Annotated in this window: 20 protein-coding genes; 16 read left to right on the forward strand and 4 right to left on the reverse strand. The window is 53.2% G+C overall.

What is annotated here, in order from left to right; all coding sequences use genetic code 11:
- Positions 1-23: 23 nt before the first annotated feature.
- From AM379_RS11965 to map, 4 genes are all read right to left on the reverse strand, one after another.
- A complete protein-coding gene (locus AM379_RS11965; RefSeq protein WP_014168696.1) occupies positions 24-410 on the reverse strand; it encodes a DUF3461 family protein in 387 nt (128 codons plus the stop codon).
- A gap of 111 nt (positions 411-521) precedes the next feature.
- Complete coding sequence (dapD, locus tag AM379_RS11970) at positions 522-1,346, reverse strand: 2,3,4,5-tetrahydropyridine-2,6-dicarboxylate N-succinyltransferase (RefSeq protein ID WP_020882614.1); 825 nt, start codon at positions 1,344-1,346, stop codon at positions 522-524.
- A 32-nt stretch (positions 1,347-1,378) separates the two neighbouring features.
- Positions 1,379-4,054: a bifunctional uridylyltransferase/uridylyl-removing protein GlnD gene (glnD, locus tag AM379_RS11975; protein ID WP_106503740.1), complete on the reverse strand. Its 2,676-nt coding sequence runs from the start codon at positions 4,052-4,054 to the stop codon at positions 1,379-1,381.
- Between the two features lie 63 nt (positions 4,055-4,117).
- The gene (gene map / locus AM379_RS11980) at positions 4,118-4,912 is read right to left on the reverse strand and encodes a type I methionyl aminopeptidase (RefSeq protein WP_014168699.1); all 795 of its coding nucleotides are present in this window, start codon (positions 4,910-4,912) and stop codon (positions 4,118-4,120) included.
- A gap of 321 nt (positions 4,913-5,233) precedes the next feature.
- Between map and rpsB the strand changes: the two genes are divergently transcribed.
- The 16 genes from rpsB (at position 5,234) to dnaE (ending at position 23,710) form a co-directional block, all read left to right on the forward strand.
- Entirely contained in the window at positions 5,234-5,959 is a 726-nt protein-coding gene (rpsB, locus tag AM379_RS11985) for a 30S ribosomal protein S2 (RefSeq protein ID WP_003856207.1), read from the forward strand.
- 117 nt (positions 5,960-6,076) lie between these two features.
- Complete coding sequence (gene tsf, locus AM379_RS11990; RefSeq protein ID WP_008501911.1) at positions 6,077-6,928, forward strand: translation elongation factor Ts; 852 nt, start codon at positions 6,077-6,079, stop codon at positions 6,926-6,928.
- A gap of 150 nt (positions 6,929-7,078) precedes the next feature.
- Complete coding sequence (gene pyrH, locus AM379_RS11995; protein WP_003856194.1) at positions 7,079-7,804, forward strand: UMP kinase; 726 nt, start codon at positions 7,079-7,081, stop codon at positions 7,802-7,804.
- 166 nt (positions 7,805-7,970) lie between these two features.
- On the forward strand, positions 7,971-8,528 hold the full coding sequence (frr, locus tag AM379_RS12000) for a ribosome recycling factor (protein ID WP_014168702.1): 558 nt from the start codon (positions 7,971-7,973) through the stop codon (positions 8,526-8,528).
- A 95-nt stretch (positions 8,529-8,623) separates the two neighbouring features.
- Complete coding sequence (gene ispC, locus AM379_RS12005) at positions 8,624-9,823, forward strand: 1-deoxy-D-xylulose-5-phosphate reductoisomerase (RefSeq protein WP_032679639.1); 1,200 nt, start codon at positions 8,624-8,626, stop codon at positions 9,821-9,823.
- A 186-nt stretch (positions 9,824-10,009) separates the two neighbouring features.
- Entirely contained in the window at positions 10,010-10,768 is a 759-nt protein-coding gene (gene ispU / locus AM379_RS12010; RefSeq protein ID WP_014168704.1) for a (2E,6E)-farnesyl-diphosphate-specific ditrans,polycis-undecaprenyl-diphosphate synthase, read from the forward strand.
- A 12-nt stretch (positions 10,769-10,780) separates the two neighbouring features.
- Positions 10,781-11,638 (forward strand): phosphatidate cytidylyltransferase, encoded by an 858-nt coding sequence (gene cdsA, locus AM379_RS12015; RefSeq protein ID WP_032679640.1) that lies wholly within the window; start codon positions 10,781-10,783, stop codon positions 11,636-11,638.
- An 11-nt stretch (positions 11,639-11,649) separates the two neighbouring features.
- Positions 11,650-13,002 carry a sigma E protease regulator RseP gene (gene rseP, locus AM379_RS12020; RefSeq protein ID WP_032679641.1) on the forward strand — a complete coding sequence of 451 codons (1,353 nt, stop codon included), beginning with the start codon at positions 11,650-11,652 and terminating at the stop codon, positions 13,000-13,002.
- A gap of 31 nt (positions 13,003-13,033) precedes the next feature.
- Complete coding sequence (bamA, locus tag AM379_RS12025; RefSeq protein WP_014168707.1) at positions 13,034-15,451, forward strand: outer membrane protein assembly factor BamA; 2,418 nt, start codon at positions 13,034-13,036, stop codon at positions 15,449-15,451.
- A gap of 122 nt (positions 15,452-15,573) precedes the next feature.
- Complete coding sequence (skp, locus tag AM379_RS12030) at positions 15,574-16,068, forward strand: molecular chaperone Skp (protein ID WP_020882619.1); 495 nt, start codon at positions 15,574-15,576, stop codon at positions 16,066-16,068.
- Positions 16,069-16,071: 3 nt separating this feature from the next.
- Positions 16,072-17,097, forward strand: a complete 1,026-nt coding sequence (gene lpxD, locus AM379_RS12035; RefSeq protein WP_014168709.1) for a UDP-3-O-(3-hydroxymyristoyl)glucosamine N-acyltransferase — start codon at positions 16,072-16,074, stop codon at positions 17,095-17,097.
- A 103-nt stretch (positions 17,098-17,200) separates the two neighbouring features.
- Positions 17,201-17,656, forward strand: coding sequence for a 3-hydroxyacyl-ACP dehydratase FabZ (fabZ, locus tag AM379_RS12040; protein WP_010426706.1), 456 nt, complete (start codon positions 17,201-17,203; stop codon positions 17,654-17,656).
- A 3-nt stretch (positions 17,657-17,659) separates the two neighbouring features.
- Positions 17,660-18,448, forward strand: coding sequence for an acyl-ACP--UDP-N-acetylglucosamine O-acyltransferase (gene lpxA, locus AM379_RS12045; protein WP_032679642.1), 789 nt, complete (start codon positions 17,660-17,662; stop codon positions 18,446-18,448).
- Positions 18,448-19,596 carry a lipid-A-disaccharide synthase gene (lpxB, locus tag AM379_RS12050; RefSeq protein WP_014168713.1) on the forward strand — a complete coding sequence of 383 codons (1,149 nt, stop codon included), beginning with the start codon at positions 18,448-18,450 and terminating at the stop codon, positions 19,594-19,596. The genes lpxA and lpxB overlap by 1 nt, the downstream gene beginning before the upstream one ends.
- Entirely contained in the window at positions 19,593-20,189 is a 597-nt protein-coding gene (gene rnhB / locus AM379_RS12055; protein ID WP_032679643.1) for a ribonuclease HII, read from the forward strand. The genes lpxB and rnhB overlap by 4 nt, the downstream gene beginning before the upstream one ends.
- A gap of 38 nt (positions 20,190-20,227) precedes the next feature.
- Entirely contained in the window at positions 20,228-23,710 is a 3,483-nt protein-coding gene (gene dnaE / locus AM379_RS12060) for a DNA polymerase III subunit alpha (RefSeq protein ID WP_032679644.1), read from the forward strand.
- Position 23,711 lies beyond the last annotated feature (1 nt).

The raw sequence follows: 23,711 nt of genomic DNA on the forward strand, positions 1-23,711 counted from the left end.
ATCAAAGATTGCCGTTTTAGTGTTTATTTCCGGGTAAGCTTTTCAAGATCCGCTTCGATTTCGCTAATCTTGTTGGTGACAACGCTTTCAAGGTGACGCAGATCGTCGAGGATCTTACGTTTGAGATCGACTTCAGTGCGGTCGCGCTGACAGATCTGATCGAGTTCATCGATCACATAGCGCAGATTAGGGCTGATTTCCTGAACTTCTTTGTATCCCTGTCCTACACCGTCAGCGACGACGGTCTTACGCTGGCGTGGATATTTAAACTTCACGCTCTTGGCGAAAAACTCTCCTTTGTCCTTGTGAAAATAGATTTTCAGAATGTCGTTATTAGCTTCCTGGCGAAGGCTGTAACGATCAATTTCATCAGGATTGGTAATGCCCAGACTTTTCAGATTATCGTACATAGCGGTACCCTTGATCTCAACATAACCTTTGAATAATTAACGAAAAAATCTATTTTCGCCACCCTCAGATATGAAAAAAGCGGGGTGGCCCCCGCTTTTTGTTATATCCGATTAATCGATGGTGCGCAGCAACTCATTGATGCCCACCTTACCGCGGGTTTTCGCATCAACTTTCTTCACGATAACCGCACAGTACAGGCTGTACTTGCCATCTTTTGACGGCAGGTTGCCGGAGACCACAACGGAACCGGCCGGCACGCGACCGTAGTGAATTTCACCGGTCTCACGATCGTAAATACGGGTGCTCTGACCGATGTAAACGCCCATCGAGATAACGGAGCCTTCCTCAACGATCACGCCTTCCACCACTTCAGAGCGCGCGCCGATGAAGCAGTTATCTTCGATGATGGTTGGATTAGCCTGCAGTGGCTCCAGTACACCACCGATACCCACGCCGCCGGACAGGTGAACGTTTTTACCGATCTGCGCGCAGGAGCCGACGGTTGCCCAGGTATCCACCATGGAGCCTTCGTCTACGTAAGCACCGATGTTAACGTAGGAGGGCATCAGCACGGTGTTACGCGCGATGAACGCACCCTGACGCACGGCCGCTGGCGGTACTACGCGGAAGCCTTCTTTCTGGAAGCGAGCTTCGTCGTAGTCAGCGAATTTCATAGGGACTTTATCGAAATAGCGGCTTTCTGCTCCGTCGATAACCTGGTTATCATTGATACGGAAAGAGAGCAGCACGGCTTTCTTCAGCCATTGATGAGTTACCCACTGACCGTCGATTTTTTCTGCTACACGTAGCGCGCCGGAATCCAGCAGAGAAATAACCTGATTAACCGCTTCACGGGTAACGGTATCCACATTTGCCGGAGTAATCTCGGCGCGACGCTCAAAAGCGGACTCAATAACGTTCTGTAACTGCTGCATTGTTTACTCTTTCCATTTCACTAAAAAACACGTCACCCTTTATCGTTTGGATTGAGGGCTGCTGTCAACCGTTGTTGCACTTCAAGTTGCAGGTCATTATTAAGGGCACGCCGGTCGGCGGTGGCGATTATAAATAAATCTTCTACTCGTTCGCCAATGGTTGTAATTCTGGCCCCGTGAAGCGAAATTCCCAGATCGGCAAAAACCTGGCCGACGCGGGCGAGCAGCCCAGGCTGGTCGAGCGCGATCAGCTCCAGGAACGATTTACGATCGGTGTGGGTCGGCAGGAAATTGACCTCGGTATCGACGGTAAAGTGGCGTAATTTCGACGGCTGACGACGCGGCTGCGGTGGCTGCCAGCTGCGCTGGGTGATCGCCTGTTCCAGGCCAAAACGTATCCCTTCATGGCGGTCCGACGACAGCGGGCTTCCGTCTGGCTCCAGTACAATAAAGGTGTCCATCGCCATGCCGTCCCGGGTGGTGAAAATCTGCGCGTCGTGAACGCTCAGATTACGCCTGTCCAGTTCGGCACAAACCGCAGCAAACAGATAAGGCCGATCCGGGCTCCAGATAAAGATCTCGGTACCGCCGCGCGTGGCCTGCGGACTGAGGAGGATCATCGGCTGCGATAAATCATGCTGAAGCAGATGTCGCGCATGCCAGGCAAGCTGGTTTGGGCTGTGGCGGACAAAATAGTTGGCACGACAGCGCGCCCAAATCTGATGCAGCGCCTCTTCATCAATGTTATCCATCCGCAACAGCGCCAGCGCCTGCAGCTGATGATGGCGTACACGCTCGCGCATGTCTGGGGTGTTTTGCATCCCGCGGCGCAGCTGTTTTTCGGTGGCAAAGTACAACTCGCGCAACAGGCTTTGCTTCCAGCTGTTCCACAGCGTTTCGTTGGTGGCACAAATATCGGCTACCGTAAGGCAGACCAGATAGCGCAGGCGGTTTTCCGTCTGAACCTCTTCTGCAAACTGCTTGATGACCTCCGGATCCTGAATGTCACGACGCTGCGCGGTGACGGACATCAGCAGGTGATGGCGTACCAGCCAGGCAACCAGCTGCGTCTCGCGAGAGTTCAGTCCATGCAGTTCGGCAAATTTCAGCACGTCCTGTGCGCCGAGCACCGAGTGGTCACCGCCGCGACCTTTGGCGATGTCGTGGAACAGGGCGGCAATCAGGATCAGTTCCGGGTGGGTAAGACGTGGCCACAGTTCGACGCACAGTGGGTGACGTGAGCGTGTCTCTTCTCTGGCAAAGCTCTCCAGCTTGAGCATGACGCGGATCGTGTGTTCATCCACCGTATAGGCGTGGAACAGATCGAACTGCATCTGCCCGACGATATGTGACCACTGTGGCATATAGGCCCACAGCACGCTGTGGCGATGCATCGGCAGAAGCCCACGGCTGACGGCACCCGGATGGCGCAACATACTGAGAAAAAGGGATCGGGCTTCCGGGATATAGCACAGTGGCTGCGTCAGATGACGGCGCGCATGGCGCAGATGACGCAGCGTTGTAGAGTAGATCCCGGTGATCGTGCTGTTGCGAACCATGGTGTAGAACATCCGCAGGATCGCTTCCGGCTCACGAATAAACAGCGTTTCGTCGCGCAGATCGATAAGCGTGCCGCGCAGCTGGAATTCATCATCGATCGGCCGCGGTTTTTCGTCCGCCGTCAGGGCCAGGATCGCTTCGTCGAACAGCTGCAGCAGCATCTGGTTCAGTTCAGTGACGCGACGGGTAACGCGGAAGAAATCCTTCATCATGTGCTCAACCGGTTCGTTACCTTCACCGCGGGAGTTGAGGCGCTGCGCCACGCTGAGCTGACGGTCAAACAGCAGACGGTTATCGTAGCGGCTAAGCTCGAGATGCAGGGCAAAACGGATCCGCCAGAGCAGGTGCAGACACTCATTCAGCTCGTTTCGCTCAGCCTCGGTTAAAAAGCCGAAGCCAACCATCTCGTCCATTGAGGTGGCGCCAAAGTGGCGGCGGGCCACCCACTGCAGCGTGTGAATGTCGCGCAGTCCACCCGGACTGCTTTTTATATCCGGCTCCAGGTTATAGCTGGTGCCGTGGTAGCGCTGGTGACGCTGATTCTGCTCCTCGACCTTCGCGGCGAAGAATTTTTCTGAAGGCCAGAAGCCGTCGCTGAAAATGTGTTTTTGCAGTTCCAGGAACAACGCGACGTCGCCAATCAACAGGCGGGTTTCAATCAGGTTGGTGGCGACGGTCAGGTCAGATAATCCTTCAAGCAGGCACTCTTCCAGCGTGCGCACGCTGTGGCCCACTTCAAGCTTCACATCCCACAGCAGCGTCAGCAGTTCGCCAATTTTCTGCGCCTGTTCATCCGGCAGCTTTTTGCGGCTTAAAATCAGTAAGTCGATATCGGAAAGCGGATGAAGCTCACCGCGGCCATAGCCCCCGACGGCGACCAGTGCCACGTCACTGATCTGCCCAAACCCGTAATCAATCCACAGACGCTGCAGGAGCTGGTCGATAAACTCGGTGCGTGCTTCAATAAGCTGCTCCGCGGAGATGCCGGCATCAAATGCGCTTCCGAGCCAGCGCTGGAAGACATCCATATGCGCCTTGATACCGGCGCAGGTCAGATCCTGCTGGGGCCAGACGCCCGGGTTATCGGGCTGGTCGGGTAGGGTGGGAAGTGCTGTGTTAGCATACTGTTCGGGTAAAAGATTACTCATCGTGCGCCACCCATAAGAAAAAGCTATAGCCATTAAAAAAGCCGGCATCTGCCGGCTTTTTTATCATTCATCGTGCGTGAGTATCGCCGGGATGGTGTCATCCTTGCGCAACGTCATAATTTCGCAGCCGTTGTCTGTTACCACAATAGTATGCTCGTACTGCGCAGACAAGCTTCTGTCTTTGGTTTTCACCGTCCAGCCATCTTTCATGGTGCGGATGCGGTAATCACCGGCGTTGACCATTGGCTCGATGGTGAAGGTCATGCCTTTTTGCAGTACCACGCCGCCGTCATCCGCATCATAGTGCAGAACCTGTGGCTCTTCGTGGAAGACACGGCCAATGCCGTGGCCGCAGTATTCACGCACAACGGAGAAACCTTCCGCTTCAACGAATTTCTGGATAGCGGCCCCGATGGTGCGCAGGCGAATGCCGGGTTTAACCATTTTCAGCGCCAGGTAGAGGCTTTCTTGCGTCACTTTGCACAGACGCTCGCCCAGAATCGTCGGCTTGCCCACGATGAACATCTTAGAGGTGTCACCGTGGTAGTCATCTTTAATGACCGTCACGTCGATGTTGACGATGTCGCCATCTTTAAGCAGTTTTTCGTTGTCCGGAATACCGTGACAAACCACTTCGTTAATCGAAATGCAGACGGATTTCGGGAAACCATGATAGCCAAGGCAGGCGGAGACCGCGTGCTGCTCATTGACGATATAGTCGTTACAAATGCGGTCCAGTTCACCCGTGCTCACGCCCGGCTTCACGTACGGCTCGATCATTTCCAGCACGTCTGCGGCCAGACGACCGGCGACGCGCATCTTTTCAATTTCTTCAGGTGTCTTAATAGAGATAGCCATGTAATCTGTCCATCAGTGTCGATTTTTTCGACAATACTAGTCTAAGTGTCGTTAATGGTATCAGTCAGGCGCACCCCGTGCCAAATTGAGAATCATTAACAGCACACTCGGCCAACAACTGTTGGTTTCTGGTCGTGTTTTGTGGTATAAAGCGCGCCGGACTTCCGATCCATTTCAGATACACAGGCTGGACGGAAGCGACAAATCTCACTTTGTGTAACAACACACACGTATCGGCACATATTCCGGGGTGCCCTTCGGGGTCGGTAATATGGGATACGTGGAGGCATAACCCCAACTTTTAATATAGAGGTTTTAAACATGGCAACTGTTTCCATGCGCGACATGCTCAAGGCTGGTGTTCACTTCGGTCACCAGACCCGTTACTGGAACCCGAAAATGAAGCCTTTCATCTTCGGCGCACGTAACAAAGTTCACATCATCAACCTTGAGAAAACTGTACCAATGTTCAACGAAGCCCTGGCTGAGCTGAACAAGATCTCTTCCCGTAAAGGTAAGATTCTGTTCGTTGGTACTAAGCGCGCTGCAAGCGAAGCTGTGAAAGATGCTGCTAACAGCTGCGATCAGTTCTTCGTGAACCATCGCTGGTTGGGCGGCATGCTGACTAACTGGAAAACCGTTCGTCAGTCCATCAAGCGCCTGAAAGATCTGGAAACCCAGTCTCAGGACGGTACTTTCGACAAGCTGACTAAGAAAGAAGCGCTGATGCGCACTCGTGAACTGGACAAGCTGGAAAACAGCCTGGGCGGTATCAAAGATATGGGCGGCCTGCCAGACGCGCTGTTCGTAATCGATGCAGACCACGAGCACATCGCAATCAAAGAAGCTAACAACCTAGGTATCCCGGTATTCGCTATCGTTGATACCAACTCCGATCCGGACGGTGTTGACTTCGTTATCCCGGGTAACGACGACGCAATCCGTGCTGTTAGCCTGTACCTGAGCGCTGTAGCTGCTACCGTTCGTGAAGGCCGTTCCCAGGATCTGGCTTCTCAGGCGGAAGAAAGCTTCGTAGAAGCTGAATAATAAGGTTTCACCCCTTATTAGTACCGTGTATGAATAGGGGCCAATTATCGGCCCCTTTTTTCAATTTACACTGTTTGGCCTCAGGCCGGGCAGTTCACATCTCCCGAGGATTTAAGAATGGCTGAAATTACCGCATCCCTGGTAAAAGAGCTGCGCGAGCGTACTGGCGCAGGCATGATGGATTGCAAAAAAGCGCTGACTGAAGCGAACGGCGACATCGAGCTGGCAATCGAAAACATGCGTAAATCCGGTGCGATCAAAGCAGCTAAAAAAGCAGGCAACGTTGCTGCTGACGGCGTGATCATCACTAAGATCGACGGCAACTACGGCATCATCCTGGAAGTTAACTGCCAGACTGACTTCGTTGCTAAAGATGGTGGTTTCCAGGCATTTGCTAACAAAGTTCTGGACGCAGCTGTTGCGGGCAAAATCACTGACGTTGAAGTTCTGAAAGCACAGTTCGAAGAAGAACGTGTTGCTCTGGTTGCTAAAATCGGTGAGAACATCAACATCCGTCGTGTTGCTTCTCTGGAAGGCGACGTTCTGGGTTCATACCAGCACGGTGCACGTATCGGTGTTCTGGTTGCGGCTAAAGGCGCTGATGAAGAGCTGGTTAAACAGCTGGCTATGCACATCGCTGCAAGCAAACCAGAATTCGTTAAGCCAGAAGACGTGTCTGCTGAAGTGGTAGAGAAAGAGTACCAGGTTCAGCTGGACATCGCGATGCAGTCTGGTAAGCCAAAAGAAATCGCAGAGAAAATGGTTGAAGGCCGCATGAAGAAATTCACCGGCGAAGTTTCTCTGACTGGCCAGCCATTCGTTATGGATCCAAGCAAGTCTGTTGCTCAGCTGCTGAAAGAGCACAACGCTGACGTGACTGGCTTCATCCGCTTCGAAGTGGGCGAAGGCATCGAGAAAGTTGAGACTGACTTCGCAGCAGAAGTTGCTGCAATGTCCAAGCAGTCTTAATGATTGAAAAGGAGCCGCCTGAGGGCGGCTTCTTTTTGTCACCCGTCACACGAAATCAGACAGGCTCCAGTATCCCTGTGCTGATATGCGACATATCATGTCGCCAGAATTAACCCCCATCTTAATCGTTGACAGTCTCAGGAAAGAAACATGGCTACCAATGCAAAACCCGTGTACAAACGCATTCTGCTTAAGCTGAGTGGCGAAGCGCTGCAGGGATCGGAAGGCTTCGGTATTGACGCAAGCATCCTTGACCGCATGGCACAGGAAATCAAAGAACTGGTCGAACTGGGTATTCAGGTTGGCGTGGTCATTGGCGGTGGCAACCTTTTCCGTGGCGCTGGTCTGGCGAAAGCGGGGATGAACCGCGTTGTGGGCGACCACATGGGTATGCTGGCAACCGTGATGAATGGCCTGGCAATGCGTGATGCGCTTCATCGCGCCTATGTGAACGCCCGCCTGATGTCCGCAATCCCATTGAATGGCGTCTGCGATAACTACAGCTGGGCAGAGGCGATTAGCCTGCTGCGCAACAACCGCGTGGTGATCCTCTCCGCCGGTACGGGTAACCCGTTCTTTACTACCGATTCCGCTGCCTGCCTGCGCGGTATCGAGATCGAAGCCGATGTGGTTCTGAAAGCGACCAAAGTGGATGGCGTGTTTACTGCCGACCCGGCAAAAGATCCGTCTGCCACCATGTACGATCAGCTGAGCTACAGCGAAGTGCTGGAAAAAGAGCTGAAAGTGATGGATCTTGCCGCCTTTACGCTTGCTCGTGACCACAAACTGCCGATCCGTGTCTTCAACATGAACAAACCTGGCGCACTGCGTCGCGTGGTCATGGGTGAAAAAGAAGGCACTTTGATCACGGAATAATTTCCGTCGGCGATAAATACAGGTAAGATTCCGCTTTATTTTGTAGTGGTATCTTACCTGGGCGCGCCTTTGGCGTTGTCAGAATTAAACGCGACTATACTTAGCACACCTGTAGCGCTGTGCTGGCGGATAGTCTGCCTGAGACAAGTTTTCAAGGATTCGTAACGTGATTAACGAAATCAGAAAAGATGCTGAAGTACGCATGGAAAAATGCGTAGAAGCGTTCAAAACCCAAATCAGCAAAATCCGTACTGGCCGTGCTTCCCCAAGCCTGCTGGATGGCATCATCGTAGAATACTACGGCACGCCAACGCCACTGCGTCAACTGGCGAGTGTTACCGTTGAAGATACCCGTACGCTGAAAATCAACGTCTTCGATCGTTCTATGAGCCCAGCGGTTGAGAAAGCGATCATGGCGTCTGACCTGGGTCTGAACCCAAGCTCTGCGGGCGCTGACATTCGCGTTCCACTGCCTCCACTGACGGAAGAACGTCGTAAAGACCTGATCAAAGTCGTTCGTGGTGAAGCTGAGCAGGGTCGCGTATCCGTGCGTAACGTACGTCGTGATGCGAACGATAAACTCAAAGCGCTGCTGAAAGAAAAAGAGATCAGTGAAGATGACGATCGTCGTTCTCAGGACGACATTCAGAAGATGACGGATGCTGCGATCAAGAAAATTGATGCGGCGCTGGCAGATAAAGAAGCGGAACTGATGCAGTTCTGATTTCTGTCGTACACTGATAAACGCCGTTCAGAAGGACTTCGGGTCTTGCTGGCGGCGTTTTGCTTTTATCTGGTCTAACTTTTTTCGGGCATCTCATGAAGCATTTAACACTCCTTGGCTCAACCGGCTCTATCGGTTGCAGCACTCTCGACGTTGTTCGCCATAATCCTGAACATTACACCGTGACCGCGCTGGTGGCCGGTAAGAATGTGCAGCGTATGATCGAACAGTGCCTGGAGTTTACGCCTCGCTATGCGGTTATGGATGACGAAGAGAGCGCCCGCCTGCTCACCGCGCAGTTGCGTGAGAAAGGCTGTCGTACCGAGGTCCTGAGTGGCCAGCAGGCGGCCTGCGACATGGCTGCGCTGGATGAGGTTGATCAGGTCATGGCGGCAATCGTCGGGGCTGCAGGGCTGCTACCGACGCTTGCCGCTATTGATGGCGGTAAAGAGGTTCTGCTGGCTAACAAAGAGTCGCTGGTGACCTGCGGACGTCTCTTTATGGAGGCGGTGAAGCAGCGCGGGGCGCGTCTTTTACCGGTCGACAGCGAGCACAACGCGATTTTTCAGAGTTTACCGCAACCTTTTCAACAGAACCTGGGGTACGCTGACCTGGAGCAGAATGGCGTTGTATCGATTTTGCTTACCGGGTCAGGTGGCCCGTTCCGTGAAACGCCACTGTCTGAACTGAGCGCAATGACGCCTGAGCAGGCGTGCCGTCATCCGAACTGGTCAATGGGGCGTAAAATCTCCGTTGACTCCGCCACCATGATGAACAAAGGTCTGGAATACATTGAAGCGCGCTGGCTGTTCAATGCGTCGGCGAAACAGATGGAAGTGCTGATCCACCCGCAATCGGTGATTCACTCGATGGTGCGCTATCAGGATGGCAGCGTCCTTGCGCAACTGGGCGAACCGGACATGCGCACGCCTATCGCGCATGCCATGGCGTGGCCGAATCGGGTGAAGTCCGGGGCGAAACCGCTCGATTTTTGCAAGCTGAGTTCACTGACCTTTAGCGAACCGGACTACGATCGTTATCCGTGTCTGAAGCTTGCGATGAAAGCCTTTGACCAGGGGCAGGCGGCGACGACGGCACTTAATGCAGCTAATGAAATTACCGTTGAGGCATTTCTGAATCAGCAGATCCGCTTTACCGATATTGCGACGTTGAATTTATCGGTACTGGAAATGATGGATTTGCGCGAACCACAAAGCGTGGAAGAGGTGCTGGCGGTGGATGCACAGGCTCGCGTTATTGCACGTAAGCAGGTGACACGCCTCGCAAGCTGGTGATAAAGCAAGCACTAGTGGTTGTGCTATTTGTTAGCGTTGGGCTTCAGTGATATAGTCTGCGCCACCTGATCGCAGGTATTTGACTTTACGTGGTCAGGTAAGCCGTGGTTTGACACGGCTTTTTTACGTATAGGCTTCAGTATTCCTGAGTACCGTTAAATCCTTTTCAGGGACCAAAAACGCGTTATGTTGTCTGCGAATCAACCAATAAGCGAAAACTTGCCAGCTCATGGCTGCCGTCATGTAGCAATCATTATGGATGGCAACGGCCGCTGGGCGAAAAGACAAGGGAAGATACGAGCCTTTGGGCATAAAGCTGGGGCGAAATCTGTTCGCCGCGCCGTTTCTTTTGCCGCCAATAACGGCATTGATGCGTTAACGCTCTATGCTTTTAGCAGTGAAAACTGGAATCGACCGCCGCAGGAAGTGACCGCGTTGATGGAATTGTTTGTGTGGGCGCTCGATAGCGAAGTAAAAAGCCTGCACCGCCACAACGTCCGTCTGCGTATTATCGGTGAAACCAGTCGTTTTAACTCACGTTTGCAGGAACGGATTCGTAAAGCAGAAGCGCTGACTGAAAATAATACCGGTCTGACGCTCAATATCGCGGCGAATTACGGTGGACGCTGGGATATTATCCAGGGCGTTCGGCATCTGGCCGAACAGGTTCAGGAAGGGCTGTTGAGACCCGACCAAATTGATGAAGAGGCGCTGAGTAAGCAAATCTGCATGAATGAACTGGCACCTGTGGATTTGGTAATTAGGACAGGGGGAGAACATCGCATCAGTAACTTTTTGCTGTGGCAAATTGCCTACGCCGAACTTTACTTTACTGATGTTCTTTGGCCCGATTTTGATGAACAAGACTTTGAAGGTGCGCTGCATGCCTTTGCCAATCGAGAGCGTCGTTTCGGCGGCACCGAGCCAGGTGGCGACAAAGCCTGATGGGGGTAGCTTTTGCTGAAGTATCGCCTGATTTCCGCTTTTGTATTAATACCCATTGTCATTGCGGCGCTGTTTTTACTGCCCCCGGTGGGATTCGCTATTTTGACGCTGGTGGTCTGCATGCTCGCCGCGTGGGAATGGGGTCAGTTTAGCGGCTTTACCTCACGCACTCAGCGGGTATGGCTGGCGGTACTCTGTGGCTTTATCCTGGCCCTGATGCTGTTTACCTTGCCTGAATATCACCATGATATTCATCAACCGCTGGTAGCCGGTTCCCTTTGGGTATCGCTGGGCTGGTGGGTTGCCGCGCTGCTGCTGGTGCTTTTTTACCCAGGTTCCGCGGCATTCTGGCGTAATTCAAAAGTGTTGCGTCTTATTTTTGGCCTGCTCACAATTGTTCCTTTTTTCTGGGGTATGGTCGCACTGCGCGCCTGGCACTATGACGAAAACCACTACAGCGGCGCGATCTGGCTGCTTTATGTGATGATTCTCGTCTGGGGGGCTGACTCTGGGGCCTATATGTTTGGTAAACTGTTTGGCAAACATAAACTGGCGCCAAAAGTGTCTCCGGGCAAAACCTGGCAAGGATTCATCGGCGGCCTGTTTACGGCAGCAATCATTTCCTGGGGCTATGGCGTCTGGGCGAATCTGGAAGTGGCACCGTCAATACTGCTGGTGTGCTCTATTTTTGCTGCGCTGGCCTCGGTACTCGGTGATTTAACCGAAAGTATGTTTAAGCGTGAAGCAGGGATTAAAGACAGCGGACACCTGATTCCAGGACATGGCGGTATACTGGATCGCATTGATAGCCTGACAGCGGCTGTTCCAGTGTTTGCGTGCTTGCTTTTACTGGTATTCGGGACGATTTAACGGAAGGTTTTATGCTGAGCATTCTCTGGAATCTGGCGGCGTTCATTGTTGCACTGGGTGTACTGATTACCGTGCATGAATTTGGCCATTTCTGGGTTGCTCGCCGTTGCGGTGTGCGGGTAGAGCGGTTTTCCATCGGTTTTGGTAAATCACTCTGGACGCGCACTGACCGCCACGGCACAGAATTTGTCATCGCTCTTATCCCGCTTGGCGGCTACGTTAAGATGCTCGACGAACGCGTTGAGCCTGTTGCCCCTGAGCTACGACACAGCGCATTCAACAACAAAACCGTTGGACAACGCGCCGCCATCATCGCTGCCGGGCCGGTAGCCAACTTCATCTTTGCTGTTTTCGCCTACTGGCTGGTGTTTATCATCGGCGTGCCTGGCGTGCGTCCGGTTGTGGGTGAAATTGCGCCTGATTCCATCGCGGCGAGTGCGCAAATTACGCCGGGGATGGAACTTAAAGCGATTGATGGCATCGAAACCCCTGATTGGGATGCCGTGCGTCTGCAGCTGGTAGCCAAAATTGGCGATCGGCAGACAACATTCAGCGTGTCGCCGTTTGGTTCTGACCAGCGGCAGGACAAAGTGCTCGATTTACGTCACTGGCGTTTCGAGCCAGACAAAGAAGATCCCGTCTCTGCGCTGGGCATTCGTCCACGCGGTGCGCAGATTGAGCCGGTATTAGCCGAAGTACAGGCAAACTCGGCTGCCAGCAAAGCAGGTTTGCAAGCGGGCGACAGGATCGTTAAAGTCGATGGTCAACCATTAACAGAGTGGATGACCTTTGTTACTCTGGTGCGCGATAATCCGGGCACGTCGCTCGCGCTGAAAGTTGAAAGGCAGGGCAGTCCGCTTTCGCTGACGCTGACTCCGGATACGAAGTCGGTCGGCAAAAAGGCAGAAGGGTTTGCAGGCGTTGTGCCAAAAGTCATCCCGCTGCCAGATGAGTACAAGACAATACGCCAGTATGGGCCGTTCAGCGCCATCCTTGAAGCCACGGATAAAACATGGCAACTGATGAAGCTGACGGTAAACATGTTGGGGAAATTGATAACCGGTGATGTGAAACTGAACAACCTCAGTGGGCCAATTTCAATAGCTCAGGGGGCTGGGATGTCAGCGGAGTTCGGGGTGATTTACTATCTCATGTTTCTTGCGCTCATTAGCGTGAACCTTGGGATAATCAACCTGTTCCCGCTTCCCGTTTTAGACGGGGGTCATCTGCTGTTTTTGGCGATTGAAAAGCTAAAAGGCGGGCCGGTATCCGAGCGAGTTCAAGACTTTAGTTATCGCATTGGCTCGATTTTGCTGGTGCTGTTAATGGGGCTTGCACTTTTCAATGATTTCTCTCGGTTGTAAGAGAGTTAGTTAGGAAGAACGCATAATAACGATGGCGATGAAAAAGTTGCTCATAGCGTCGCTGCTGTTTAGCAGCGCCACCGTATACGGTGCTGACGGGTTCGTAGTGAAAGACATTCATTTCGAAGGCCTTCAGCGTGTCGCCGTTGGTGCGGCCCTCCTCAGTATGCCTGTGCGCCCCGGCGATACGGTTAATGATGATGACATCAGTAACACCATCCGTGCTCTGTTTGCCACTGGCAACTTCGAGGATGTCCGCGTCCTGCGCGATGGTGATACGCTTCTGGTTCAGGTAAAAGAACGTCCGACGATCGCCAGTATCACCTTCTCCGGTAACAAGTCGGTGAAAGATGACATGCTCAAGCAGAACCTTGAAGCATCTGGCGTACGTGTGGGGGAATCCCTGGACCGCACAACCCTTTCAGACATAGAAAAAGGTCTGGAAGATTTCTATTACAGCGTGGGTAAATACAGTGCCAGCGTGAAAGCGGTTGTGACGCCGTTGCCACGTAACCGTGTTGACCTGAAACTGGTCTTCCAGGAAGGTGTTTCTGCGAAGATCCAACAGATCAACATCGTGGGTAACCACGCGTTCAGCACCGATGAACTGATCTCTACGTTCCAGCTGCGCGACGAAGTGCCATGGTGGAACGTGGTGGGCGATCGTAAATACCAGAAGCAGAAACTGGCGGGCGACCTTGAAACCCTGCGCAGCTACTATCTGGATCGCGGTTATGCCCGTTTCAACATCGACTCGACTCAGGTCAGTCTGACGCCAGACAAGAAAGGCATCTACATTACGATTAACATCACAGAAGGCGATCAGTACAAGCTTTCTGGTGTTGACGTGAGTGGTAACCTGGCAGGCCATTCTGCTGAGATCGAATCGCTGACCAAAATTCAGCCGGGCGAGCTGTATAGCGGGTCTAAAGTGACCAAAATGGAAGACAGCATTAAGAAGCTGCTCGGCCGCTATGGTTATGCTTATCCGCGTGTACAAACTCAGCCTGAAATCAACGACGCGGATAAAACTGTGAAGCTTCACGTTAACGTTGATGCGGGTAACCGTTTCTACGTGCGTAAGATCCGCTTCGAAGGTAACGACACCTCTAAAGATTCTGTCCTGCGTCGCGAGATGCGTCAGATGGAAGGCGCATGGTTAGGTAGCGACCTTGTTGACCAGGGTAAAGAGCGTCTGAACCGTCTGGGCTATTTCGAAACGGTTGATACCGATACCCAGCGTGTTCCGGGCAGCCCGGATCAGGTTGATGTCGTTTATAAAGTCAAAGAGCGTAACACCGGTAGCTTTAACTTCGGTGTGGGCTACGGTACTGAAAGTGGCGTCAGCTTCCAGGTCGGCGTACAGCAGGATAACTGGCTGGGTACGGGTTACTCCGTAGGTATCAACGGTACCAAAAACGACTACCAGACCTACTCTGAGTTCTCTGTTACCAACCCATACTTCACCGTAGATGGTGTGAGCCTGGGCGGTCGTATCTTCTATAACGACTTTAAAGCAGATGACGCGGATCTGTCTTCTTACACCAACAAGAGCTACGGTGTAGATGGCACGCTCGGCTTCCCGGTTAACGAATACAACTCGCTGCGCGCTGGTTTAGGTTATGTGCATAACGACCTGTCCAACATGCAACCGCAGGTGGCGATGTGGCGTTATCTGGACTCTATTGGCCAGTCAACCAGTAAAAATGGGGACAACAACGGCTTTGCTGCTGATGACTTCACCTTCAACTATGGCTGGACCTATAACCGTCTCGACCGCGGTTACTTCCCGACGGAAGGTTCTCGTGTCAACCTGAACGGTAAAGTGACCGTTCCGGGTTCTGATAACGAGTTCTACAAGGTAACGCTGGACACCGCGTCCTACTTCCCAATTGATGACGACCACAAGTGGGTCGTCCTGGGTCGTACCCGTTGGGGCTATGGCGATGGTTTAGGTGGCAAAGAACTGCCATTCTATGAGAACTTCTACGCCGGTGGTTCCAGCACCGTCCGTGGCTTCCAGTCCAACAACATTGGTCCGAAAGCGGTCTATTACGGCGGTAACGACACCGATAACTGTAATAAATCGTCGTCTTCTGAAGTCTGTAGCTCTGATGATGCGGTGGGCGGTAACGCCATGGCCGTTGCCAGCCTGGAGTTCATCACACCAACGCCGTTCATCAGTGATAAATACGCAAACTCAGTCCGTACATCCATCTTCTGGGATGCCGGTACTGTATGGGATACCAACTGGGAGAATACTGCCCAGATGCGTGCGGCAGGCGTACCAGACTACAGCGATCCGAGCAATATTCGCATGTCTGCAGGTATCGCATTACAATGGATGTCACCGCTGGGGCCGTTGGTCTTCTCTTACGCCCAGCCGTTTAAGAAATACGATGGAGACAAAGCGGAGCAATTCCAGTTTAACATTGGTAAAACCTGGTAATAATCCGCTGCAATGGAATGCGTTGGCAGTGTAGCGCTGACAACTGGCGATCGGTAACACGATCGCCTTGCCACGCAAAGAACGGTACCTTCTGGTGCCAATGGGATGGTAAGGAGTTAATTGTGAAAAAGTGGTTATTAGCTGCAGGTCTCGGTTTAGCGATGGCAACCTCTGCTCAGGCAGCAGACAAAATTGCAATCGTCAACATGGGTAATTTGTTCCAGCAGGTTGCACAGAAAACTGGTGTTTCTGCGACGCTGGAAAACGAATTCAAAGGCCGTGCAAGCGAACTGCAGGGTATGGAAAACGATCTTCAGTCCAAAATGCAGCGTCTGCAGCGTGATGGTTCTACCATGAAAGCGAGCGACCGTAGCAAGCTGGAAAAAGACGTAATGGCTCAGCGTCAGACATTCTCCCAGAAAGCGCAGGCTTTCGAGCAGGATCGTCAGCGTCGTTCTAACGAAGAGCGTGGCAAGCTGGTGACTCGCATTCAGACTGCTGTTAAAGCAGTTGCTGCCGATCAGAGCATCGATCTGGTTGTTGATGCGAATGCCGTTGCTTTCAACAGCAGCGATGTTAAAGACATCACCGCTGATGTTCTGAAACAGGTTAAATAAGTAATGCCTTCAATTCGACTGGCTGATTTAGCTCAGCAGTTGGATGCAGAATTACACGGTGATGGCGATCTCGTCATCACCGCTGTTGCGTCCATGCAATCTGCTAAAGCCGGCACTATTACCTTCATGGTAAGCCCTAAGTACCGTGAGCAACTGGCTCAATGCCAGGCGTCAGCTGTTGTTCTGACGCAGGACGATCTTCCGTTTGCCACTGGAAGCGCGTTGGTAGTGAAAAATCCCTACCTGACGTATGCACGCATGGCACAAATTCTTGATTCCACGCCGCAGCCGGCGCAGGACATTGCTGCCAGTGCAGCGATTGATCCGACGGCTCAGCTTGGTCACAACGTGGCAGTTGGCGCAAATGCCGTTATCGAATCTGGCGTGGTGCTGGGCGATAACGTTGTCATTGGCCCAGGCTGCTTCGTTGGGAAAAATACGAAAATCGGCGCCGGGACCCGTTTATGGGCCAACGTGTCTGTTTACCATGAAGTAGAAATTGGCGAAAATTGCCTCATTCAGTCCAGCACAGTGATTGGTTCTGATGGCTTTGGCTACGCTAACGATCGTGGTAATTGGGTTAAGATCCCACAGCTTGGTCGCGTGATTATCGGCGATCGTGTTGAGATCGGTGCTTGTACCACCATTGACCGTGGTGCACTTGACGATACGATTATTGGCAATGGTGTTATCATCGATAACCAGTGCCAGATTGCGCATAACGTTGTGATTGGCGACAATACCGCGGTTGCGGGTGGCGTTATCATGGCGGGCAGCCTGAAAATTGGCCGTTACTGCATGATCGGCGGTGCGAGCGTGATTAATGGCCATATGGAAATATGCGACAAGGTGACCGTGACAGGAATGGGCATGGTAATGCGTCCTATCACCGAACCTGGCGTCTATTCCTCTGGCATCCCGCTGCAACCCAACAAGGTATGGCGTAAAACAGCTGCTCTGGTGATGAATATTGATGATATGAGCAAGCGACTCAAGTCTCTTGAGCGCAAAATCGATCAACAAGACTAAGCGTTCATCCGTTTAATGCTATATTCCCCGGCCTGTCGGCTTTCTTATAAACCGGCAGGCCGTGTTATTATTTTTATCAGTACATTTTGACAGGAAGAGTATTTTGACTACTGACACTCATACTCTGCATATTGAAGAGATTTTAGAACTTCTGCCGCACCGCTACCCGTTTTTGCTGGTAGACCGTGTGCTGGATTTTGAAGAAGGTCGTTTTCTGCGCGCAGTGAAAAATGTTTCCGTGAACGAGCCGTTCTTCCAGGGACACTTCCCGGGTAAACCTATCTTCCCGGGTGTGTTGATTCTGGAAGCGATGGCACAGGCTACCGGTATTCTTGCGTTTAAAAGCGTGGGCAAACTGGAGCCGGGTGAGCTGTACTACTTCGCGGGTATCGATGAAGCGCGCTTCAAGCGTCCTGTCGTGCCTGGTGATCAGATGATCATGGAAGTCACTTTTGAAAAAACGCGTCGCGGCCTGACTCGCTTCAAAGGCGTAGCTCTGGTTGATGGCAAAGTTGTTTGCGAAGCGACTATGATGTGTGCTCGTAGCCGGGAGTCTTGATACGTGATTGATAAATCCGCCTTTATTCATCCTACCGCCATTGTGGAAGTCGGTGCCATCATTGGTGCTAACGTCCATATTGGCCCATTTTGTATTGTTGGACCCCATGTCGAAATTGGTGAGGGTACAGTACTGAAATCTCACGTTGTCGTGAATGGTCATACGACTATTGGCTGCAATAACGAGATCTATCAGTTCGCTTCCATCGGCGAAGTAAACCAGGATCTTAAATATGCTGGTGAGTCGACCCGTCTGGAAATCGGCGATCGTAACCGCATTCGCGAAAGCGTCACCATTCATCGTGGAACAGTACAGGGTGGTGGATTGACGAAGGTGGGCAGCGACAACCTGTTTATGGTTAATGCGCATATCGCGCACGACTGTACGGTAGGTAACCGCTGTATTCTTGCCAACAACGCAACGCTGGCAGGACACGTATCGGTAGATGATTTCGCAATTATTGGCGGCATGACCGCAGTCCATCAGTTCTGCATCATTGGTGCACACGTGATGGTCGGCGGATGCTCCGGTGTGGCGCAGGATGTCCCACCGTTCGTCATTGCGCAGGGTAACCATGCCACGCCGTTTGGCGTGAACATCGAAGGCCTCAAGCGTCGTGGCTTTAGCCGCGAAGCGATTACTGCAATCCGCAACGCGTACAAACTGTTGTACCGTAGCGGTAAAACGCTGGAAGAGGCGAAGCCGGAAATTGTCGAGCTGGCGGAAAAGCACCCTGAAGTGAACGAGTTCATGACGTTCTTTGACCGTTCCACAAGGGGTCTGATTCGTTAATGGTCGACAGTCGTCCGCTTACGATAGCCCTGGTCGCCGGAGAAACCTCCGGCGATATTCTTGGTGCAGGTCTTATCCGTGCGCTCAAGGCCCGGGTACCCAATGCGCGCTTTGTAGGCGTTGCTGGCCCGCTGATGCAGGCCGAAGGCTGTGAAGCCTGGTATGAAATGGAAGAGCTGGCTGTGATGGGCATCGTTGAGGTGCTGGGTCGCCTGCGTCGTCTGCTGCACATTCGTGCCGATCTCACCCGTCGCTTTACCGAACTCAAACCCGATGTGTTTGTCGGTATCGATGCACCGGATTTCAACATTACCCTCGAAGGGAATCTGAAGCAGAAGGGCATCAAAACCATTCATTATGTCAGTCCGTCTGTCTGGGCGTGGCGACAGAAACGCGTTTTCAAAATCGGACGGTCAACCAACCTGGTGCTGGCTTTTCTGCCTTTCGAAAAAGCGTTTTACGACAAATTTAATGTCCCGTGCCGTTTTATCGGTCATACCATGGCGGATGCAATGCCGCTGGATCCGGATAAAAACGCGGCGCGCGATGTGCTGGGTATTTCTCATGATGCGCACTGTCTGGCACTGCTGCCTGGTAGCCGTGGTGCAGAAGTCGAGATGCTCAGCGCGGACTTCCTGAAAACGGCGCAAATCCTTCGCAAGACCTATCCTGACCTCGAAGTGGTTGTGCCGCTGGTGAATGCAAAACGTCGCGAGCAGTTTGAGCGCATCAAGGCGGAGGTTGCTCCGGATCTCCATGTTCATCTGCTGGACGGGAAGGGCCGTGAGGCGATGGTCGCAAGCGACGCCGCACTGCTGGCCTCGGGCACCGCTGCGCTGGAGTGTATGCTGGCGAAATGCCCGATGGTGGTAGGCTATCGCATGAAGCCGTTCACCTTCTGGCTGGCGAAACGTCTGGTGAAAACGGACTATGTCTCTCTGCCAAACCTGCTTGCCGGGCGCGAGCTGGTGAAAGAGCTTCTGCAGGATGAGTGCGAGCCGCAGGCGTTGGCCGATGCGTTGTTACCGCTACTGGCCGACGGCAAAACCAGCCACCAGATGCATGATACGTTCCGCGAACTGCATCAGCAGATCCGCTGTAATGCCGATGAACAAGCGGCTGAAGCGGTGCTGGAGTTAGCAAAATGATGGAATTTATTTATCCTCACACCCACCTCGTGGCGGGTGTGGACGAAGTCGGTCGTGGCCCGTTAGTGGGTGCAGTGGTGACCGCTGCGGTGATCCTCGATCCTGCTCGCCCGATTATCGGGTTAAACGACTCTAAAAAATTGTCTGAAAAGCGCCGTCTGGCGCTGTTTAGTGAGATTCAGGAAAAGGCGCTGGCCTGGAGCCTGGGGCGTGCAGAGCCGCATGAGATCGACGAACTCAATATTTTGCATGCCACTATGCTGGCGATGCAGCGTGCAGTGGCGGGTCTGAAAATTGCCCCGGAGTATGTCCTGATTGACGGAAACCGCTGCCCTGCGTTGCCGATGCCGTCAATGGCGGTGGTGAAAGGCGATAGCCGGGTCGCAGAAATCAGTGCGGCTTCTATCATTGCCAAAGTGACGCGTGATGCCGAAATGGCCGCGCTGGACCTCACTTACCCTCAGTATGGCTTCGCCCAGCATAAGGGTTATCCAACGGCCTTTCATCTGGAAAGGCTGGCTGAACATGGCGCAACTGAACATCACCGACGCAGCTTTGGCCCGGTGAAACGCGCGCTGGGACTGGTGTCCTGAATCAATACGCAAGCAATTAAGTAACGCGGAATCTGAAGATGGCTGAACCACGTTTCGTACACCTGCGGGTGCATAGCGACTACTCCATGATCGATGGGCTGGCGAAGACCGGGCCGCTGGTAAAAAAGGCGGCCTCGCTTGGCATGCCTGCGCTGGCGATCACCGATTTTACCAACCTGTGTGGCCTGGTGAAGTTCTACGGAGCGGCACATGGCGCGGGGATGAAACCCATCGTTGGCGCGGATTTTCACGTCCAAAGCGATCTTATCGGCGATGAATTGACGCAAATCTCCGTGTTAGCGATGAATAACGTAGGGTATCAAAACCTGACTCTGCTTATCTCCAAAGCCTATCAGCGCGGCTATGGCGCACTGGGGCCGTGGATTGACCGGGACTGGCTGGCTGAGCTGAACGACGGGCTGCTGCTGATCTCCGGCGGCCGTATGGGTGATGTCGGCAAATGTCTGCTGCGTGGCAACAGTGCGCTGGTGGATCAGTGCGTGTCGTTCTATGAAGAACATTTCCCGGATCGTTACTACCTTGAGCTGATCCGCACCGGTCGGCAGGACGAAGAGAGTTACCTGCACGCCGCGGTTGCGCTGGCTGAAGAACGCGGCCTGCCCGTGGTGGCAACCAATGACGTGCGTTTCCTTGAGCCTGGCGATTTTGACGCGCATGAGATTCGCGTCGCGATTCATGATGGCTTCACGCTTGACGATCCGAAACGTCCGCGCAACTACTCGACGCAGCAGTACATGCGCAATGAAGAGGAGATGTGCGAACTCTTCTCCGATATCCCGGAAGCGCTGGAGAACAGCGTAGAGATAGCCAAACGCTGTAACGTCACCGTGCGCCTTGGCGAATACTTCCTGCCGCAGTTCCCGACCGGGGACATGACCACGGAAGACTTCCTGGTCATGAAGTCAAAAGAAGGCCTCGAAGAGCGTCTGGAATTCCTCTTCCCGGATGAAGAAGAGCGTAAAAAGCGTCGTCCAGAATATGACGAGCGCCTGGATATTGAACTCCAGGTGATCAACCAGATGGGTTTTCCGGGCTACTTCCTGATCGTTATGGAGTTTATCCAGTGGTCGAAGGATAACGGCGTACCGGTTGGACCGGGGCGTGGCTCCGGTGCGGGCTCGCTGGTGGCCTATGCACTCAAAATTACCGACCTCGACCCGCTGGAATTTGACCTGCTGTTCGAACGTTTCCTTAACCCGGAACGTGTCTCGATGCCCGACTTTGACGTCGACTTCTGCATGGAGAAACGCGACCAGGTTATTGAACACGTGGCGGACATGTACGGCCGCGACGCGGTATCGCAGATTATTACCTTCGGTACGATGGCAGCGAAAGCGGTTATTCGCGACGTTGGCCGTGTACTGGGGCATCCGTACGGTTTTGTCGATCGTATCTCTAAACTGGTTCCACCTGACCCAGGTATGACGCTGGCAAAAGCGTTTGAAGCTGAACCACAGCTGCCAGAAATCTACGAAGCCGATGAAGAAGTTAAAGCGCTGATCGACATGGCCCGTAAGCTGGAAGGCGTCACGCGTAACGCCGGTAAGCATGCGGGTGGGGTAGTTATCGCGCCGACCAAAATCACCGATTTTGCGCCGCTATACTGCGATGAAACGGGCCAGCATCCGGTCACCCAGTTTGACAAGAACGACGTCGAATACGCCGGGCTGGTGAAGTTTGACTTCCTCGGTCTGCGTACGCTCACCATCATCAACTGGGCGCTGGAGATGATCAACGCCCGTCGCGAGAAGAATGGCGAGCCGCCGCTGGATATCGCGGCCATCCCGCTTGATGATAAGAAAAGTTTCGACATGCTGCAGCGCTCGGAGACCACCGCCGTCTTCCAGCTTGAATCCCGCGGCATGAAAGATTTGATTAAGCGCCTGCAGCCTGACTGCTTCGAAGATATGATCGCACTGGTGGCCCTGTTCCGTCCGGGCCCGCTACAGTCAGGGATGGTAGATAACTTTATCGACCGTAAGCACGGGCGTGAAGAGATTTCCTATCCGGATGTGCAGTGGCAGCACGAGTGCCTGAAGCCCGTTCTGGAGCCAACCTACGGCATTATCCTGTACCAGGAACAGGTTATGCAGATTGCCCAGGTGCTCTCTGGCTACACCCTTGGCGGCGCGGACATGCTGCGTCGTGCGATGGGTAAGAAAAAGCCGGAAGAGATGGCCAAGCAGCGCGGCACTTTCGAAGAAGGCGCAAGAAAAAACGGTATTGATGGCGAGCTGGCGATCAAAATCTTTGACCTGGTAGAGAAATTCGCCGGGTACGGATTTAACAAATCCCACTCTGCTGCCTATGCTTTGGTCTCTTACCAGACGCTGTGGCTGAAAGCGCACTATCCTGCTGAATTTATGGCGGCGGTTATGACTGCCGATATGGACAACACCGAGAAGGTGGTTGGTCTGGTCGATGAGTGCTGGCGCATGGGGCTTAAGATCCTGCCGCCGGATATCAACTCCGGTCTCTATCATTTCCACGTCAACGAGCACGGGGAAATTGTTTACGGGATTGGCGCGATAAAAGGCGTGGGTGAAGGCCCGATTGAGGCAATCCTCGAAGCGCGTAACAACGGCGGTTATTTCCGCGAGTTGTTCGATCTTTGCGCCCGTACGGACACCAAAAAACTGAACCGACGCGTGCTCGAAAAACTGATCATGTCCGGCGCGTTCGACAGGCTGGGGCCGCATCGCGCCGCGCTGATGAACTCTCTCGGCGATGCGCTGAAAGCGGCTGATCAGCACGCCAAAGCGGAAGCGATCGGTCAGGCGGATATGTTTGGCGTACTGGCGGAAGAGCCAGAGCAGATAGAGCAGTCTTATGCCAGCTGCCAGCCGTGGCCAGAACAGGTGGTGCTGGATGGAGAGCGTGAAACGTTAGGCTTATACCTGACGGGGCACCCCATCACCCAGTACATCAAAGAAATTGAGCGCTATGTCGGAGGCTACAGGCTGAAAGACATGCATCCGACAGAACGTGGTAAAATCACCACGGCTGCGGGGCTCGTGATTGCTGCAAGGGTTATGGTCACCAAGCGCGGCAATCGTATCGGCATCTGTACGTTGGATGACCGTTCCGGGCGTCTGGAGGTGATGTTGTTCACCGACGCGCTGGATAAATACCAGCATTTGCTGGAAAAAGACCGCATACTTATCGTCAGCGGACAGGTCAGCTTTGATGACTTCAGTGGGGGGCTTAAAATGACCGCCCGCGAAGTGATGGACATTGACGAAGCCCGGGAAAAATATGCTCGCGGGCTTGCTATCTCGCTGACGGACAGGCAAATTGATGACCAGCTTTTAAACCGACTCCGTCAGTCTCTGGAACCCCACCGCTCGGGGACAATTCCAGTACATCTCTACTATCAGAGGGCGGATGCACGTGCGCGGTTGCGCTTTGGTGCAACGTGGCGTGTCTCTCCGAGCGATCGTTTACTTAACGATCTCCGTGGCCTCATTGGTTCGGAGCAGGTGGAACTGGAGTTTGACTAAT

Source organism: Enterobacter cloacae complex sp. FDA-CDC-AR_0132, assembly GCF_003010695.1.
In the GTDB taxonomy this organism is placed as follows: Bacteria; Pseudomonadota; Gammaproteobacteria; order Enterobacterales; family Enterobacteriaceae; genus Enterobacter; species Enterobacter ludwigii.

What these genes read in the sequence shown, in the direction of transcription:
- rnhB (WP_032679643.1), top strand. Translation starts at nt 19,593, where the DNA reads ATGATGGAATTTATTTATCCTCACACCCACCTCGTGGCGGGTGTGGAC.
- lpxB (WP_014168713.1), top strand. Translation starts at nt 18,448, where the DNA reads ATGGTCGACAGTCGTCCGCTTACGATAGCCCTGGTCGCCGGAGAAACC.
- AM379_RS11965 (WP_014168696.1), bottom strand. Translation starts at nt 410, where the DNA reads ATGTACGATAATCTGAAAAGTCTGGGCATTACCAATCCTGATGAAATT.
- bamA (WP_014168707.1), top strand. Translation starts at nt 13,034, where the DNA reads ATGGCGATGAAAAAGTTGCTCATAGCGTCGCTGCTGTTTAGCAGCGCC.
- lpxD (WP_014168709.1), top strand. Translation starts at nt 16,072, where the DNA reads ATGCCTTCAATTCGACTGGCTGATTTAGCTCAGCAGTTGGATGCAGAA.
- pyrH (WP_003856194.1), top strand. Translation starts at nt 7,079, where the DNA reads ATGGCTACCAATGCAAAACCCGTGTACAAACGCATTCTGCTTAAGCTG.
- dapD (WP_020882614.1), bottom strand. Translation starts at nt 1,346, where the DNA reads ATGCAGCAGTTACAGAACGTTATTGAGTCCGCTTTTGAGCGTCGCGCC.
- rpsB (WP_003856207.1), top strand. Translation starts at nt 5,234, where the DNA reads ATGGCAACTGTTTCCATGCGCGACATGCTCAAGGCTGGTGTTCACTTC.
- map (WP_014168699.1), bottom strand. Translation starts at nt 4,912, where the DNA reads ATGGCTATCTCTATTAAGACACCTGAAGAAATTGAAAAGATGCGCGTC.
- glnD (WP_106503740.1), bottom strand. Translation starts at nt 4,054, where the DNA reads ATGAGTAATCTTTTACCCGAACAGTATGCTAACACAGCACTTCCCACC.
- rseP (WP_032679641.1), top strand. Translation starts at nt 11,650, where the DNA reads ATGCTGAGCATTCTCTGGAATCTGGCGGCGTTCATTGTTGCACTGGGT.
- ispC (WP_032679639.1), top strand. Translation starts at nt 8,624, where the DNA reads ATGAAGCATTTAACACTCCTTGGCTCAACCGGCTCTATCGGTTGCAGC.
- ispU (WP_014168704.1), top strand. Translation starts at nt 10,010, where the DNA reads ATGTTGTCTGCGAATCAACCAATAAGCGAAAACTTGCCAGCTCATGGC.
- dnaE (WP_032679644.1), top strand. Translation starts at nt 20,228, where the DNA reads ATGGCTGAACCACGTTTCGTACACCTGCGGGTGCATAGCGACTACTCC.
- tsf (WP_008501911.1), top strand. Translation starts at nt 6,077, where the DNA reads ATGGCTGAAATTACCGCATCCCTGGTAAAAGAGCTGCGCGAGCGTACT.